At 42.1% G+C, this 16,939-nt stretch carries 18 protein-coding genes; all 18 read right to left on the minus strand.

All coding sequences use genetic code 11. The features are described from left to right. Positions 1–136 precede the first annotated feature (136 nt). Complete coding sequence (gene recD2, locus BFU02S_RS01050; protein ID WP_066365391.1) at positions 137–2,539, minus strand: SF1B family DNA helicase RecD2; 2,403 nt, start codon at positions 2,537–2,539, stop codon at positions 137–139. 35 nt (positions 2,540–2,574) lie between these two features. Further along, positions 2,575–3,228, minus strand: a complete 654-nt coding sequence (locus tag BFU02S_RS01055) for a tetratricopeptide repeat protein (RefSeq protein ID WP_066365392.1) — start codon at positions 3,226–3,228, stop codon at positions 2,575–2,577. Positions 3,229–3,308: 80 nt separating this feature from the next. Then, a complete protein-coding gene (mnmA, locus tag BFU02S_RS01060; protein WP_066365394.1) occupies positions 3,309–4,427 on the minus strand; it encodes a tRNA 2-thiouridine(34) synthase MnmA in 1,119 nt (372 codons plus the stop codon). Positions 4,428–4,461: 34 nt separating this feature from the next. After that, positions 4,462–5,604, minus strand: a complete 1,143-nt coding sequence (locus BFU02S_RS01065) for a cysteine desulfurase family protein (protein WP_066365397.1) — start codon at positions 5,602–5,604, stop codon at positions 4,462–4,464. A gap of 45 nt (positions 5,605–5,649) precedes the next feature. Further along, complete coding sequence (cymR, locus tag BFU02S_RS01070; protein WP_066365400.1) at positions 5,650–6,069, minus strand: cysteine metabolism transcriptional regulator CymR; 420 nt, start codon at positions 6,067–6,069, stop codon at positions 5,650–5,652. 194 nt (positions 6,070–6,263) lie between these two features. Further along, on the minus strand, positions 6,264–6,686 hold the full coding sequence (locus BFU02S_RS01075; RefSeq protein ID WP_066365403.1) for a PaaI family thioesterase: 423 nt from the start codon (positions 6,684–6,686) through the stop codon (positions 6,264–6,266). 17 nt (positions 6,687–6,703) lie between these two features. Next, a complete protein-coding gene (locus tag BFU02S_RS01080) occupies positions 6,704–7,672 on the minus strand; it encodes an NAD(P)H-dependent flavin oxidoreductase (protein ID WP_066365405.1) in 969 nt (322 codons plus the stop codon). 86 nt (positions 7,673–7,758) lie between these two features. After that, positions 7,759–8,640 carry a phenylacetic acid degradation operon negative regulatory protein PaaX gene (gene paaX, locus BFU02S_RS01085; protein ID WP_066365407.1) on the minus strand — a complete coding sequence of 294 codons (882 nt, stop codon included), beginning with the start codon at positions 8,638–8,640 and terminating at the stop codon, positions 7,759–7,761. Positions 8,641–8,725: 85 nt separating this feature from the next. Next, a complete protein-coding gene (locus BFU02S_RS01090; protein ID WP_066365408.1) occupies positions 8,726–9,502 on the minus strand; it encodes an enoyl-CoA hydratase-related protein in 777 nt (258 codons plus the stop codon). A 208-nt stretch (positions 9,503–9,710) separates the two neighbouring features. Beyond that, positions 9,711–10,916 carry an acetyl-CoA C-acyltransferase gene (locus BFU02S_RS01095; RefSeq protein WP_066365418.1) on the minus strand — a complete coding sequence of 402 codons (1,206 nt, stop codon included), beginning with the start codon at positions 10,914–10,916 and terminating at the stop codon, positions 9,711–9,713. Continuing rightward, positions 10,913–11,782: a 3-hydroxyacyl-CoA dehydrogenase gene (locus BFU02S_RS01100; RefSeq protein ID WP_066365420.1), complete on the minus strand. Its 870-nt coding sequence runs from the start codon at positions 11,780–11,782 to the stop codon at positions 10,913–10,915. Before BFU02S_RS01100 ends, BFU02S_RS01095 begins: the two co-directional genes overlap by 4 nt. A gap of 72 nt (positions 11,783–11,854) precedes the next feature. Next, positions 11,855–13,363: an aldehyde dehydrogenase family protein gene (locus BFU02S_RS01105; RefSeq protein ID WP_066365422.1), complete on the minus strand. Its 1,509-nt coding sequence runs from the start codon at positions 13,361–13,363 to the stop codon at positions 11,855–11,857. Positions 13,364–13,378: 15 nt separating this feature from the next. After that, the gene (locus BFU02S_RS01110; RefSeq protein WP_066365424.1) at positions 13,379–14,152 is read right to left on the minus strand and encodes an enoyl-CoA hydratase-related protein; all 774 of its coding nucleotides are present in this window, start codon (positions 14,150–14,152) and stop codon (positions 13,379–13,381) included. A 4-nt stretch (positions 14,153–14,156) separates the two neighbouring features. After that, the gene (locus tag BFU02S_RS01115; protein ID WP_066365426.1) at positions 14,157–14,933 is read right to left on the minus strand and encodes an enoyl-CoA hydratase/isomerase family protein; all 777 of its coding nucleotides are present in this window, start codon (positions 14,931–14,933) and stop codon (positions 14,157–14,159) included. Beyond that, complete coding sequence (locus tag BFU02S_RS01120) at positions 14,930–15,235, minus strand: EthD family reductase (protein ID WP_066365428.1); 306 nt, start codon at positions 15,233–15,235, stop codon at positions 14,930–14,932. The genes BFU02S_RS01115 and BFU02S_RS01120 overlap by 4 nt, the downstream gene beginning before the upstream one ends. Before the next feature lie 20 nt (positions 15,236–15,255). Then, positions 15,256–15,756, minus strand: coding sequence for a 1,2-phenylacetyl-CoA epoxidase subunit PaaD (gene paaD, locus BFU02S_RS01125; protein ID WP_066365429.1), 501 nt, complete (start codon positions 15,754–15,756; stop codon positions 15,256–15,258). A gap of 21 nt (positions 15,757–15,777) precedes the next feature. Then, positions 15,778–16,590 carry a 1,2-phenylacetyl-CoA epoxidase subunit PaaC gene (gene paaC, locus BFU02S_RS01130; RefSeq protein WP_066365431.1) on the minus strand — a complete coding sequence of 271 codons (813 nt, stop codon included), beginning with the start codon at positions 16,588–16,590 and terminating at the stop codon, positions 15,778–15,780. Beyond that, positions 16,583–16,936, minus strand: coding sequence for a 1,2-phenylacetyl-CoA epoxidase subunit PaaB (paaB, locus tag BFU02S_RS01135; RefSeq protein ID WP_066365435.1), 354 nt, complete (start codon positions 16,934–16,936; stop codon positions 16,583–16,585). The genes paaC and paaB overlap by 8 nt, the downstream gene beginning before the upstream one ends. Positions 16,937–16,939: the final 3 nt, after the last annotated feature.

The following is a 16,939-nucleotide window of genomic DNA, read 5'->3' on the forward strand; positions in this document are numbered from 1 at the left end:
CCCCTTTTGTTTTCCTATTGAATTAAGTTGACCCCATGATACACAAAGCGAAATCTAATTTTGTTAAAATCGCTCCTAGCAACACCTATTTTTTGAATTTTGTGCTGAGAATTATTAAGGGTTACGGCTTGTCCTGTCACATAAAATCATACGGGCTAACGTTTTCCATCCCAATCATCGGATCAACCAACATCAGTTCTTCCTCGTAAGAAAGCCCGCTTTCGGTTATTTCTGCTTTAAAGGCTGCTGTTTGTGGCGGAATGGCTGCTTGAAGTTTTTCACATAATGTGGTTTGTCTTGAAAGCTCGTCCGCTCTTTCAACCCCCATCCTCAAGGCATCTTCTTCGCCGCATAGGATTAAGGATTGTTTACTTCTTGTGATGGCCGTATAAATTAAGTTCCTCCTTAGCATCCGATAATAGCTTCTCGTGACGGGAAAGAGCACGATCGGGAATTCGCTACCCTGGGATTTATGAACAGAACAACAATATGCATGGGTAATTTGATTTAAATCCTGTCTTGTATACTCGACCTCATTACCTTCAAAGGAAATATAAATCATATCTTGCTTTTCTGTATTTTCCTTCGCATAGATGATGGAGATGATTTCACCGATATCACCGTTAAATACGTTGTTTTCCGGCTGATTTACGAGCTGAAGCACTTTATCACCGATGCGGTATTTTACATCACCAAACGTAATTTCTTTTCTCTTGCCGTCTGGATTCGGATTAAAAATTTCCTGAAGCAAGACATTTAACCGGTCAATTCCGGCAGGACCCCTGTACATCGGTGCCAGTACCTGAAAATCCTTGGCGGAATAACCTTTGTTCTTCGCGTTTAAGGCAATTTTCTCCACCACTTCCGCAACTTGTGCCGTCGTACATCGGATAAAAGAACGATCAGCCTGCTTCTTTGTAACATCCGCCGGCAGCTTTCCGTGTTTAATTTCATGTGCCAAATCAATGATAGAAGATCCTTCTGCCTGCCGGTAAATATCGGTCAGTCGGACAGTTGGTATCCGTTCCGACCTCAGCAAGTCTTTCAGCACCTGTCCGGGACCGACAGATGGAAGCTGGTCCTCATCTCCAACCAGAATGACTTGTATCTCTTCCGGCAAAGCTTTAAACAGTTGATTGGCAAGCCAAATATCCAGCATTGATGTTTCATCGACAATTAAAATTTTCCCTTCTAATGGACTGGCATCATCCCGCTCGAAGCCCTCTGTGCCATTAAATCCAAGCAGGCGGTGGATCGTCACAGCCGGCAGCCCGGTAGATTCGCTCATTCGTTTAGCTGCCCTTCCTGTAGGAGCCGCCAGCAAAATTGGAAAAGGCTCATCTTTTTTTCGATAGTCTTGCGGATTTAAAGAGCAGCCATGAAGTTCAGCATAAAGCTCAACAATCCCTTTGATAACAGTTGTTTTTCCGGTACCAGGCCCTCCTGTTAAAATCAGCATTGGCGACATTAATGCCGTCTGAATCGCTTCTCTTTGGGTAGGGGCGTATTGAACGCCAAGCCGTTCCTCAAGACTTCCCAGGGCAAGAAGAAATTCCGACTCAGGAAATTGTTCCTGATACTGCGTCTGTTTCAAGATCCGCTGGATACTTGTTACAAGCCCTTTTTCAGCAAAAAATAACGACGGCAAATAAATCCGCTGTTCCTCTCCGATTATTTTTCCCTCTTCTTCAAGCTTGATAAGTTCATTCGATATATCTGTATACTCAATGACATCCCGCTTATTTTCTTCAAGAAGTGCTTTTACCTGTTCAAGTAAATCTTTCGCCTGCAAAAAAACATGCCCTGTTTGCAAACATTCATTCTCCAATGTATAAAGGCAGGCTGCTTTAATCCGGTCAGGATGATTTCCTGTGATCCCAAGCTGATATCCAAGCTCATCCGCCCGGACAAAGCCAATTCCTTCAATATCTTCAACAAGCTGGTACGGATTTTTTTGAATAATATCCAACGTTTCTTCTTTATATACTTGATAAATCCGCATTGACAGCTGCGGGCCGAAACCATATTGATTTAAGGCAATCATTACCTGCTCAAGGCCCTGGTGCTCCATTAATGTATCATAAAGGAGCTTTGCTTTATCAGGAGGGAGCTTCGGAACAGAATCAAGCAGTGACGGCTGATTGAGAATTTTGGAAATCGCATTTTCCCCCAGCGTTTCCACAATGCTTTCAGCTGTTTTCTTGCCGATTCCTTTAAACATTTCACCAGATAAATAAGCAATGATCCCCTGCTTGGTTTGCGGCATATCCTTGCGAAAATGATCTGCCTGAAATTGCATGCCGAACTTTGGATGTTCCGTAAAGCGGCCATAAAATATGTATGTTTCTTGTTCATGAATCCGCGGAAAATAACCTGTTATGACCGCTTCTTTATCTTGAAACTGATCATTCGTTTCATCCACCCGAAGTTTTAACACGGTATAAAGGTTTTGTTCATTATGGAAAATCGTCACAATCGGCCTACCTTTGATAAACTTGCCCTGTTCGGAAAATAAATCAAGTGATTCTTGTTTTTCCATCTTGCCCCCTCCTTTCATCTAATAAAATGAAAATCCTATTGTTTCGTTTCGATTAATTGTTTCGCATGTCCGGCTAATAAATGATCCGGCTGAATATCCAATGCTTTTTGAAACATTTCGAGTGCTTTTTCTGCATTTTCTTTGAACGCATAGGAAACGCCCAAATTATAATAGGCATCTGCGTGATTTGGCTCAATTTCCAGGCATTTTTCCAATTGGACCATTGCTTCATCAATGAAGTCAAGCTGGGCAAGAACTAAGCCATATTGAAACCGGGCTTCCGCATCCTTCTCGTTCAGTTCCACACTGCGCTGTAAATAGGGAAGAGCCAATTTACCCTGACCAAGGTTGACGAAGGTCATTGCCAGCATAAAATAATTGTCGCTGGTATCCAGTCCTTTTTTCATCGCAGTTTCAAACATTGTTTTAGCATTCTCGTAATCCTCACTTTTGTAATAAAGGTTCCCAGCGCTATAATAAGCTGCCGCTGCGTTCTCATCTAGCTCCATTGCTTTCTTATAGAATTTTAATGCTTTCTCATGATCTCCAAGCGCGGCAAGCACATTACCAAAATTGATAAAGCCAACCGAATCATTCGGATTTTCATTTATCGCATCATGAAAAGCCTTTGCCGCCTCTTCCAGATTCCCTTCCTGCATATATTGAATACCTATTTGGTTTTTATCCATCATTTCAACTCCGATCTACTAAAAATTATACCATATTTGTACAAAAATCCCCGACTCCGAAAGCGGAATCAGGGATAAAATCATCCGACATATGTCAAACGTTCGCCATTTTTATACACTTCATCAATCGTGCCGCCGCCAAGGCATTCTTCGCCATTGTAAAAAACAGCGGACTGGCCTGGCGTGACAGCGCGGATTGGTTCGTGGAAAAACACTTGGCATCGTTCGCCTTCCAAAAGACGAACCGTTACTTTATGGTCTTCCTGACGGTAGCGGAATTTTGCCGTACAATCAAATTCCGTCGGTTTCGGCCGGTTGGAAACCCAGCTGACATTCGTGGCAATAATTGCATCAGAATAGAGTTTCTCATTATGGAACCCTTGGCCGACATATAGAACGTTTCGTTTTAAATCCTTGCCGATGGCAAACCAAGGTTCACCGGCTCCGCCGATTCCAAGTCCATGGCGCTGGCCGATCGTATGATACATTAATCCTTCATGGCGGCCTTTTATCTCTCCTTCAAATGTTTCCATATTGCCCGGCTGAGCCGGCAGGTATTGACTTAAGAATTCCTTGAAATTTCGCTCTCCGATAAAGCAAATTCCTGTACTGTCTTTCTTTCCTGCCGTTGCAAGGTTTGCCTGTTTGGCAATTTCCCTAACCTTTGCTTTTTCCAAGTGGCCGATCGGGAACATGACTTTACTTAACTGCTCCTGGGTTAATTGGTTTAAGAAATAGGTTTGGTCCTTGTTTTCATCAATGCCGCGGAGCATTTTATATTCCCCGTCACGATACACAACTCTGGCATAATGACCAGTCGCCAAGTAATCTGCTCCCAAACTCATCGCATGCTCCAAAAAAGCCTTGAACTTGATTTCTTTGTTACACATCACATCCGGATTTGGCGTCCTACCTGCTTTATATTCTTCCAAAAAGTAAGTAAACACCTTGTCCCAATATTGCTTTTCAAAATTCACTGCATAATAAGGGATGCCGATTTGGTTACAGACACGAATGACATCATTATAATCCTCCGTCGCGGTGCAAACACCATTGTCATCTGTATCATCCCAGTTTTTCATGAAAATGCCGATGACATCGTAACCTTGCTGCTTCAACAACAGCGCTGCAACAGATGAATCCACCCCGCCGGACATGCCGACAACAACGCGCGTATTTTTAGGATCTTTTTGTTCCATTTGTTTCACCTCTCTTTTTTCAAGGATCATGAATTTATTTTTTCAGACGCGAGACAACTTTTGCTGTCTCCTCTGCTGTTTTTATAATTTCTTCAGCTGTTGTGCTGAAGCCAAAGCTTAAGCGAATGGAATTCGTCAACCGCTCTGATTCTTTGCCAAACATTGCCACAAGAACATGGGAAGGCTCAATCGAACCTGCTGTACAGGCCGATCCGCTTGATACAGCAATTCCTCCCAAATCAAGATTCACAAGCATTGCTTCTACGTTTGTTCCTGGGAAACTTAAGTTTAATATATGCGGCAAGGAATTTTCAAGCGATCCGTTTATCGCAAACTCTACGCTTAGCTCCTGCAGCCTTTGTACCATCATCTTTTTAAAGTTGATGAATTTTTCTCTTTTTTCATCCCGTTCTTTGTTGGCAATTACTACTGCTTCGTGAAATCCAGCAATGGAAGCAACGTTTTCAGTTCCGGCCCGGCGCTTTCTCTCCTGCTCGCCGCCAAATAAACGCGGTGCAAGTTTAACGTCGGATCGTACATAAAGAAAGCCTGTCCCTTTTGGACCGTTAATTTTGTGAGCTGAAACGGATAACAGATCAATGAAGCATTCATCCACATCCATGTTTTCAATCCCATATGCTTGTACTGCATCCGTATGGAATTTCGCCTGATGATTTTTAAGGAGCTCGCCAATTTCTTTAATCGGTTGCAAAGTTCCAACTTCATTATTGCCATACATGACCGATACAAGAATGGTGTCGTCTCTTAATGCTGCCTCAAGGTCACTGACAGAAATTCTCCCCGTTTCGTCAACCGGCAAATACGTCACTTCAAAGCCGAGCTGTTCTAATTTTTGACAAGCATGAAGGACAGCATGGTGCTCGACTGCCGTTGTGATCACATGCTTTCCAAATTGCTGATAGTTTTCGGCCACGCCGAATAACGCCATATTATCCGCTTCTGTTCCGCCGCTGGTAAAAATAATCTCGTTAACCTTCGCCCCAATGCTTTTCGCCATTACTTCCCTGGCCAAATCAAGCTCGCGGCGTGCTTCCCTGCCAAAGGAATGAATGCTGGAAGGATTTCCAGGGACGGAACGCATAACTTCGAGCATCCTTTCAATAACCTTTGGATGCATCGGAGAGGTTGCAGCGTGGTCGAGATAGATTCTTTCCATCATGACACCTCTAGTCCAAAAAATTCTCTATTAATACCTTTAACATTAAATATAAAACATATAACCTTCCGGCTTAGTGTCTTCACTGTGGCTTGCTAAATCCTCTAATGTTGTATTATCCAGCACATCCTTAATAGCATCTCGGATACGGATCCACAGCTCCCGTTTTGCCGGCTCTTCATCCTCTATCCCTTCAACAGGAGTAATCGGCCCTTCAAGCACACGAATTACATCCCCGGCGGTAATTTTTGAAGGGTCATTTGATAAAATATAACCGCCGTATGCACCCCTGATGCTTTTTACTAATCCAGCATTTCTTAAAGGTGAGATTAATTGCTCCAAATAATGTTCTGATAAATCATTGGCTTGGGCAATTGCTTTTAGCGAAGTTGGACCTTCACCATAATTTTTTGCAAGCTCAATCATAATCGTCAGGCCATAACGGCCTTTTGTCGATATTTTCAAACTGATGCACCTCTATTCATTCAATCCTTTTATTATACCAAACATTGAAATGTCGTTCCACAATCCTTTTACGGCCGCTTTGTTCTTTATAAATTCTCAGTAATTTGATAGGCGTTGTTATTATACCATATTGCCATGAACCTGATATGATAAACCATTAAAAAGGGAAGGTAATCAGTCCTTCCCTTCTAATCTTATTCGCTTATAATGATCACAGATGAAACAGCATCAGCGGTCTTCTTATTATTTTGAATTAATTCCGCTGTAACATATGCAGTCCGTTTTCCCATTCTTTCTACTCTTGCCTCAACCATAACTTCTCCTTGCATAACAGGCCGATGAAAGGTTATATGTAAATCAATTGTCGTAAAGGATTGTTTATTGCTTATTTTTGAAGCAATTGCATAAGCCATCATAATATCAGCAGCTGACGAAACAAAACCGCCCATAGCAACTCCAATCCCATTTATAAATTGATCGTCAACCTTCCAGATTCCCCTGGCTGTCCCATCATAAGCTTCTATTACTTTGATCTGCATCGTTAGATCACAATTTGGCGGATTGGCCCCTTTTGTCACAACTTCCATTAAGTCGAATTTCTTGTTCTTATTCTCCATTTAACAAAATCCCTTCATTAAGACTTTTCAGACGGCCATGTAAAAACATGTAATCGCTCCTTCATAACTGTCAGGGCATCATTCATCATGCCATCCAGTAATTCCTTCACAGATGGCAAATCGTCTATCAGACCGGCAATTTGACCGCTGTTCATAAAACCATTATTTTCATCTCCAAGCAAAGCCCCGTTTATATGATAATCCTCCGATGTCATCTGACGATATTGCTCGGCAGATAAACCTTGTTGTTCTAAATCGATAATTTGCTTAGCATAGGGTGATTTTAATACCCGCCGTACTTGACCTACAGAGCGTCCCAAAATAACGGTCTCGTTATCTCCTGCCTCTATCAATCTATTTTTATACACTGAATGAAAAGGAGCTTCCTTGGTAGCAATTAATCGCGTCCCCAATTGTACCCCTGATGCTCCAAGCATCAAGGCAGCTGCCAAACCGTGCCCGTCCCCAATTCCCCCTGCGGCTACAACGGGAATTGAGACATGTTTACAAATTTGCGGGATCAACGTAAATGTAGTCAACTCTAAATTTGAGTTAATACCTGCTGCTTCAAATCCTTCCGCTACTAAAATATCTGCCCCCGCCTCCTCTGCCTTTTTGGCATGTTTGACGGATGCGACGATTGCGATTACTTTTATGCTATGTTCATGAAGCAAATCAATATAAGGTGCTGGGTTACCTGCAGACAGTGATACGACCGGAACCTTATGCCGAATCACGAGTTGAATCAATTCTTCAGTGTATGGGCTTACATTAATAGGTATATTAATCGCAAAAGGATATACAGTCATTTCTTTTGTTTCTGTTATAATAGTTTCTACCTGGTTTGGGCTCATGGTTCCGCACCCAATGGTTCCTAGTCCGCCCGCATTTGATACTGCAGCAGCCAGCTGGGCATTGCTGATATTTCCCATTCCCCCTTGGATGATCGGATATTTGATTGAAAGCAATTCATTTACTAAGCTCATTCTTAGCTTCCCCTTTCAAGGATTCTGCACAACATCCATTTACAACAAAGCAGCTCTTCTCATACCAGAAGAAAAGCTGCTTCATTTTACTGAACCATAAACGGATGGTACTGGGCATCGTATGTTTCATCTTTTTTGCAAATATCATTGTCTTCCTTAAAAATACTTTCAAAGAATCGGCTGGCGGGTTCAGCAAGAACACGGTAGTATTGGTTAAATAAGCTGGCTGCCAGAGTACCGTTCCAGTTATCCGGCAGAAAATCTTTAGGAAGACCAGGATCTATAAACAGAAATTTCCGATATTCATGGACAAGCTTTGTGCGCTCAACAAAACACTCTGCATCAGACATTTCACCGCGGCGGATAATTTCTTGGTTCGCAATGAACTGCTTAGAGTATTTGATAATAAATTCCTCATATTTCTCCACAACTTCATCCAGCTGCCAGCTTTTCTTAACCAAGGTTTGATGATCTTTAGGACCTATATATTCAGATACAAAATAGTCAACATAATCGCTTATATTGTATTTTTCAATCAGCAGTTCCATTTCTTTCTCCAAATTATTTGGCGAAATCCAGCATGCATTTGAAAAGCTGCCGAAGCCACTCCACAACAGTTCCTTTCTCAGCTCATCCCGAATGGATCTTTTTTCTTCTGGAATGGTATACATTAAAATTCGCCATTTGCCGTCCCATTCATTTGGATTTAATTTAAAAATACGTTTTCCCGCTTCTTCAATCCGGCTGACTCCAAGTTTCGTAAGATAATAATAACTGCGGTTTTCTTTCTTTTCAGATTGTAGCCATCCTTGTTTTACCATTCGGGAAACAGCGACCCGAACAGCCTGCTCATTATGTCCAAATTCCTTTAACAGACGAATTAAACTGCCAATCCAAATTTTATTACCATAATGATAGATATAATCTCCGTAAATGGTAAAAATCATGGAGCGCGTATTTCCAGCCATGATATTCACCTCCATTCCACCTTCATATTACACAATTTGTACGAACGTCTTTTTTATTATATCGATTATTTTAAAAAAGGCAATGTTATTTTCCTTTAAATTGCGGGGCTCTCCGTTCACTGAACGCCTCTAATGCTTCTAACCGATCCTCCGTCGGAATCGTTAGTTCATAAGCTTTTGCTTCAATTTCAAGTCCTGTTTGCAGGTCCGTGTTCATTCCTCTTGTAATGGCATATTTAGCCTGCCTAATGGCTACCGGCCCATTTTTCATCATCTTTGCTGCAAATTCTTGGCAAGCTATTAACAATTGTTCACGAGGGACAACCTTAAGAACGATTCCTAGCTTACATGCTTCTTCAGCAGATATTTTTTCCGCTGTAAAAATTAGCTCCTTTGCTTTTGTTTCTCCAATTAATCGCGGCAGACGCTGTGTTCCGCCAGCACCTGGAATAATAGCCCAGCTTGTTTCAGTTAATCCCATCATGACTCCCTCAGCGGCAATTGCAAAATCACACGCTAAAAGCCATTCAAAGCCTCCTCCAAGAGCGTAACCATTAACAGCTGCAATCGTCGGCTGCGGAAGCAAAGCAATACTGTTAAACACCTCGCGAATTGCTTTTACATTTCTTCTAACCTCTGTTTCATTCAGTGTTCTTCTTTCTTTTAAATCCGCACCTGCGCTGAATGCCTTTTCACCGGCACCGGTAAAAATGACGACATGAACATCAGAATGTAAGGAAATGTTGTTTACAACCTCTTGAAGTTCACACAGTGTTTCATAATTAAAACAATTTAGGACCTCCGGACGGTTGACCGTCACATATCCGATATGATTTTCTATATGAAATAACACATTTGCCATCTAACATCATCCCCCATATTTGTTTAGAAAAGCTCAAGTGCCTTGGTCAGCCTGCTTGCTTCTCCGAATAATCCTTGTAGGCATGCGACGAGCTGGAGCAGGAGCACATAACGTAAGGCTAGGCCGCTTGCGCTGGACAATTCTCGAAGCCAAAATTTACTTTACTTTTAAAAAACCCCTAAATAGCAAGCTATTTAGGGCTTTTATGCTAATTGTCAATATTTTCGATGATTGCAGCTATTCCCTGCCCGACACCAATACACATGGTCGCAAGCCCGTATTGAACATTTCGTTTTTTCATTTCGTGAACAAGGGTGGTTAAAATTCTTGCTCCGCTGGCACCGAGCGGATGTCCAAAGGCAATTGCCCCGCCGTTTACGTTTACCTTTTCTTGGTCCATCCCAAGTTGTTTGATACATTCAATGGACTGAGATGCAAAGGCTTCATTTAATTCAACTAATCCGATTTTCTCAATCGTGAGATTTGCTCTTGTAAACGCTTTTCTTGTTGCGTAAATCGGACCAAGACCCATAACAGAAGGTTCCAAGCCGGCAACTGCACCAACAACATATTTTGCCATCGGCTTTAATCCAAGCTCATTAGCTTTATCGGAACTCATTAATAACAATGCGGAAGCCCCGTCATTAACTCCCGAAGCATTTCCGGCCGTAACCGTACCGCCTTCAAAAATCGGTTTTAGTTTTGCCAGCTTTTCCAAAGTAGTATCCGGGCGTGGGTGCTCATCCTTTGTTACCACAATCTCATTCCCTTTCCGGTCATTAAAACGGACAGGAACCATTTCATTGGCAAATCGTTCATTCTCTATTGCTTTTTTTGCCCGCATTTGACTCTGGAACGCGAACAAGTCTTGTTCTTCGCGTGTAATTGAATAACGCTTAGCAACATTCTCGGCCGTTTGCGGCATCGATTCTGCCCCAAACATGGCTTCCAATTTCTTATTGGTAAAGCGCCAGCCGATTGTTGTATCATGAAGTTCCATTGAACCTCTGGGAAAATCAACTTCAGGCTTGGCCATAACGTAAGGAGCCCTTGTCATGCTCTCGGTTCCGCCTGCGATATAAATATCACCTTCACCAACTGCTATCGCTCTTGCGGCATAAATCACCGCATCAAGACCGGAACCGCACAGGCGGTTAATCGTTGTTCCGCTCACTGTAACAGGCAGGCCGGCAAGAAGTGCCGACATTCTGGCTACATTTCGATTATCCTCTCCCGCCTGGTTGGCATTGCCAAATACCACATCTTCAATTTGCTCCGGAGGCAATTGAGGATTGCGGTCAAGCAACGCTTTAATGACAATCGCACCCAGGTCATCAGGACGGACGCTTTTTAAAGCCCCTTTATACTTTCCAATAGGAGTTCGAACGGCATCAACTATTACTACTTCTCTCATTTTTTCACCAACTCTTCTTTTTTGCTATAATCATAGACTCCCTTGCCAACTTTGCGGCCTAATCTTCCTGCTCGGACATATTGCTCTAATAACGGTGCCGGCCGATATTTCTCTCCTAATTTTTCATGTAAATACCGTAAATTGTTTAAACGGGCATCCAGTCCAACTAGATCAACCAATTCAAACGGTCCCATTGGGAAATTTAAGCCAAGTTTAATTGCCTTATCAATATCTTCAGGCGTACCAAGACCTTCCTGCAACATATAAAAAGCTTCATTACCAATTAAGCAGCTAATCCGGCTTGTTACAAAACCAGGAAATTCATTGATGACCACTGTTTCTTTCCCCATTTTCCGGGCCACATTTGTAATGGTTTCCGCGGTTTCATCACTCGTTTCCAAACCACGAACAATTTCCACAAGCGGCATCTTATGAACCGGATTAAAGAAGTGCATCGCAATGGTACGATCAGCCCGATGACCGTAAGAGGCAATTTCTGTAGGACTCATCGTCGATGTATTCGTTGCAAAAATGCAATGCGCCGGCGCATACTTCTCCATTGTTTCAAATACTTGCTTTTTGATTTCAGCCTTTTCCGGTACGGCCTCAATAATCAAATCGGCATCTGCACAAGCTTTCGGTAGATCCGTTAAATAGCATAAATTGTCTTTTGCCTGCCGGAGTTGCTCAGGCGAAATTTTCCCCCGCTCAAGCCCTTTGGCAAAAAGGGAATTCAGTTCGTTTCTTGCACTCTCCAGTGCTGTTTCATTTACATCTACCAATGTAACTGAAAATCCGCCAATTACCCCGACATACGCAATTCCACGTCCCATTACCCCGGAACCGACAACAACGATATTTCTCATTTATATACCATTCCTTTCCAGTATAAAGAAGTACGAATGAGAAAGCTTTGTCTCATTCGCACAAATGGGATTTTAAACTCCTAGTGGATTTAATGGACGACTTCCATAGTAAGAAATAATACTCTTCGTTTCCGTATAAAGATCCAAGGTTTCAATGCAAAGTTCACGGCCGAAACCAGATTGTTTATAGCCCCCGAATGGTGTACCCGGGAAAGCTGAAAACGGACAGTTCACCATTACAATCCCTGCTTGAATTTGGTTGGCAATACGAGTGGCACGGGCTCCGTCCTTCGTCCATACAGCCGACCCCAAGCCATACTCAGTATCATTTGCAAGTTGAATCGCTTCTTTTTCATCCTTAAATTTCATGACTACTACAACTGGGCCAAAGATTTCTTCCTTTACAACGGTCATGTTATGATGAACATCAGCAATAACAGTCGGCTCATACCAGAATCCACCTTCGTAGCCATCTACTTTAGCAGGCTTGCCTCCCGTTAAAATGGTAGCACCTTCCTCGATGGCTGATTTTACATAACCGTCGATGACATCCAACTGGGCTTGGTCAATAATTGCCCCTACATGGGTACCCTTATCAAAAGGATTGCCGAGAACAAGCTTTTTCGTCTTTTCAACAAATTTGCTGACGAATTCATCATAAATATCTTCGTGTACATATAAACGAGAACGTGCTTCACAAGATTGTCCGCTATTGTAGAAAATGCCGAATAACGAGCCATCAATTGCTGCATCAATATCTGCATCTTCAAATACAAGGTTAGGTGACTTACCGCCAAGTTCAAGTGTTACCCGCTTCAAAGTATCAGATGCTTTTCTCATAATATCTTTGCCGATCGGGGTGGAACCAGTGAAGGCAACTTTATCTACCTTCGGATGCTCCACGAGGTAATTCCCAACTTCAGAACCGGAACCTGGAACAATATTGACAACCCCGGCAGGAACACCTGCTTCTAAGCAGATTTCCCCTAGAATGATAGCAGTTAAAGGGGTCAGACTGGCAGGTTTCACAACAACCGAGCAGCCGGCAGCAATGGCAGGCGCAATTTTCCAGGCTGCCATCATAAGCGGATAGTTCCATGGTATGATTTGTGCACAGACACCGACAGCTTCTTTTTCCGTATAATTGTGGAACTGGCCAGGCACATTGTTTACAACACCCCGGTGTCCGACAATTGCAGCAGCATAAAATTCAAAATCCTCAATTGCTTGTGTCACTTGTCCTTGGGCTGCCGCTAATGTTTTTCCAGTATCCAAGATTTCAAGTTCTACAAGTTCGTTAAAACGGGAGCGCATAATAGCCGCGATTTTATTTAATACTTGTGAACGGCGGCCAACAGGATATTTGCGCCATTTACCATGATCAAATGATGCGCGTGCAGCAAGTACAGCTTTTTCAGCATCTTCTTGAGATGCTTTAGCCACTTCTGCCACCAATTCTCCAGTAGCGGGATTATAGGTTTTAATGGTTTGCCCATTTGAACTTTCTACTTTTTCGCCATTAATGATTAAATGATAGAAATCTCTTTTTAATGAAATTGGATTGCTCGTTTGTACTGTCATCCCATGAACCTCCTATTATTTTCCGATAAATATAGGTTTTCTTTTTTCTATAAATGCCTGAACACCTTCACGGTGATCTCTTGAGAGCCCGGCAATTCTTTGCCCCTGAGCTTCTTCTTCTAAATAATCGGTGAAGGATAAGTTTCTGGCTGCTTTCATCGTCCGTTTTATTAACCCAACAGCTTTTGTTGGCATGGCGGCAATCCGATCAACGAATTGTTGAACTTCCGTCTCAAAGTGATCGGCCGGATACACTTTGGTTGCCAATCCAAGAGATAATGCTTGATCAGCAGGAATTTTTTCGCCTAATACAGATATTTCCAGCGCTTTTGCTTCTCCTACTAATCTAGTAAGAAAATAACTGTTACCCGAATCCGGAATTAACCCGATGTGGACAAAAGCATTAAGAAAGCTTGCTCGGTCTGATAACAGACGAAAATCACAGGCTAGCGCAAGACTAAACCCGGCACCGGCAGCTACCCCATTGACAGCAGCGATAATCGGTTTCTCACACTGATAAATTTGCTTCATCATCGGTGCATATTGTTTTCTTAATACTTCACCATGATCCATACTTTCATCTACTTCAGAAAGGTTCTGGCCGGAACAGAATCCTCTCCCGGCCCCCGTAATCACAATTGCTCTTACATCTTCAGATAAGGATGCATTTTTAATCGCATGAGTTATTTCATGATTCATTTGGGAAATGAAGGCATTTAAGGTATCGGGCCTGTTTAGAGTAATCCAGGCAGCACCGTTTTTTATCGAATAAATGATTGTTTCATACATATGGTTATCTCCCTTTAAATTCCGGCTTGCGTTTTTCGATAAATGCGGTCATTCCTTCTTTTTGGTCTTCAGATGCAAACAATAAGTAGAAGTTTTTCCGTTCATATTGCATTCCTTCATAAAGCGAATAATCAACGGCTTTATTAACTGCATCTTTAATTAAGCGAATCGCAAGCGGTGCTTGACGAGCAATTTGTTTTGCCATCTTCAGTGTTTCTTCCATTAGAAGTTCTGGTGAAACAATCCGGCTGATCAAGCCGTGCTGTATCGCTGTTTCAGCTGGAATCCGGCTACCGCTCCATAACCATTCAAGTGCTTTTGTCCTGCCGACAATTTTGGTCAATCTCTGCGTGCCGCCGGCTCCCGGCATTACCCCAAGATTCACCTCGGGAAAGGCAAATTCTGTACCGCTAGCTGCAATAAGCAAGTCACAATTTAGGGCCAATTCAAATCCGCCGCCAAAAACGAATCCTTTCACAGCACCAATCAATGGCTTTTTAATCAGTGACAAACGATCCCAATCGGCAAATTGATTTAACAGTTCTAGTCTGATGGGGTTATCTGCAGCCATTTCATCAATATCAGCTCCTGCCGAGAAGGCACGCCCTTTACCGGATAAGACAATGACCCGCACCTCTTCATTCCGGTCAAAAGATTCTGCTACATCAACGATTTCCCCTACCATTTGGCGGTTCAATGCATTGTATTGGGCGGGTCTGTTTAACTCAATTAAAGCAACCCCGTCATCATGGGAAACTTCAATAAATTCATACGATTTCATTCATCGTCTTCCCCGATCATTAAGGTTACAAGCTTTCCGGCAAATTTCATTAAATCTTTTCCAGAAGCCTTTCCTTCTTCGGATCGCATCCCTTTTTGTAAATCTTCAAGGCTGTCATAACGCATTTCACACATTAAATAGTATGGAGGTTCTGTACCCATTGGTGTTCCTGTGAATTTTGTAACTTTTATTTCACGCAATCCAGGGATTTTTTTCGTAATCGGTACATGAACGTTATAATAGTGTTCGTCAAATGCCGCCTTGTCTTCCGGTTGTTTATATAATGCGATTAATTTAGCCATTGTTTACTCTCCTCACTTTTTTACATTAATGTTGAAATAGGTTTCATTGCTTCAAATGGATTTTTACAGTTTTTACAATATAAAATACTCCGGCATGCTGTAGGTCCAAAAATATTTTCCATTGTCACATATGTTGAACCGCAGTAAGGGCAATCCACATGCCAGGATCCATCTGTGTCCATTAAACGGGGAGGCGGAGCAATACCAAATGCCTTCAATCCGCTTCTGCCTGCTTCAGATATACGATCTGATGTCCATGACGGATGATAGATGAATTCTACCTTGACCTCTTCTACTTCTTTAATGGCCTCGACTGTTGTTTCGATATTTTTCTTAATAAGGTCAAGAGCAGGGCAGCCAAGAAAGGTTGGAAGAATTTTAATATTCACTACCCTTCCTTGAACGTTGATTTCCTCAACCATTCCAAGGTCGATAATACTCACTGTATTTATTTCGGGATCGTGAACTTCTTTTAAAACCTCTAACACTTTCTCTTCTAGTGAATGGATCGTCATTTGCATGATGTCACCCCTTTCGTGTTATTACCAAGTAGCTGCCGGATCCAGACGATAGACTTCAGAAAGAGTTGCGATGGCTGATTCTAAATCTTCCGTATGTTCAAAGTTACGTCCATTTGCTTCTGTTCTAGAGGGAATCTCTGGAATTGGCAGATGAATAGATTCAAAAACCGGCTTCATCTGAGCTTTCCATCTTTGAACAAGAACTTTTTCTTCTTCGATTAAACCCAACCTGACAATCTGTTCCCCATCAGCGCCTAATGAGAACACATCACCGAAATCTTTCATCACTCGGTCAACAGCTGACTGCATTCTTTCTCTTGCTTCTTCTGTCGAATTAAACAGTTGGATAAACCATGTTTTCCAATGAAGTAAATGGTAATATAATTCGATATTTATTTTTAAAGCTACTTTTGCAAGCGGGTCATACGAACTGTTTTTCAATGATTCAATTTTTACTTTCTTTGCTGCTGTGTAAAAATAATTTCTAACAACGGCATAGGCCCAATCAAATTTCGGAACATTCATATAATCGCCTTCACCATTCGGCCTCTCTACTAAAATACAATTCTTTCGTTCCTTTGCCGGACGTAAATGGGCTAATGAATCAGCACTGCCTAATCCTAATTCCTCCAACAATTGATAGAACATCGCAGCATGACCCATGCTGTCCTGACTAATGGATGATGAAGCAACATCCTCTTCAATATGTGGTGCCAACCCAAGCCATTCAGACCCTCTAAAGGAATAAAGAAAGTCATCGTCAGCCAATTGAAATAATAAACTTACGACCGCTTCTTTATTTTCAGGGGCGGTTGTTAGATTTAATTCAGTCATGTTTGGTGCCTCCTGACCATGAAAGGATTTCTTTTTCATCAAACATTTTCTGCTGGTAATAACGCCATTTCTTCTTCAAATAACCGTAACCTTTTGTTTCCCGATATTCTTTATTATCCAACCGCTTTAGCATTACCTTCTCTTCTCTCGTCAACCCTTGAATGTGCTCCCGCTGAACTACCCAAATATCTGCTACCGGCTCTCGGCGCATGAAGTTTTCTTGTGCCATAATCATAGCCATCTCAGCATTTGGTGCCAACAAACTAAATTGATGCTGAAAGGGTGAAGAAGGTGTCCGTTTACTGAAAACTTCAAATTCATGGTAAAAAGTTTTCTTCTGTTCCATTTT

Origin of the sequence: Neobacillus fumarioli NBRC 102428, assembly GCF_001591485.1 — a bacterium.
Lineage (GTDB): Bacteria > Bacillota > Bacilli > Bacillales > Cytobacillaceae > Neobacillus > Neobacillus fumarioli.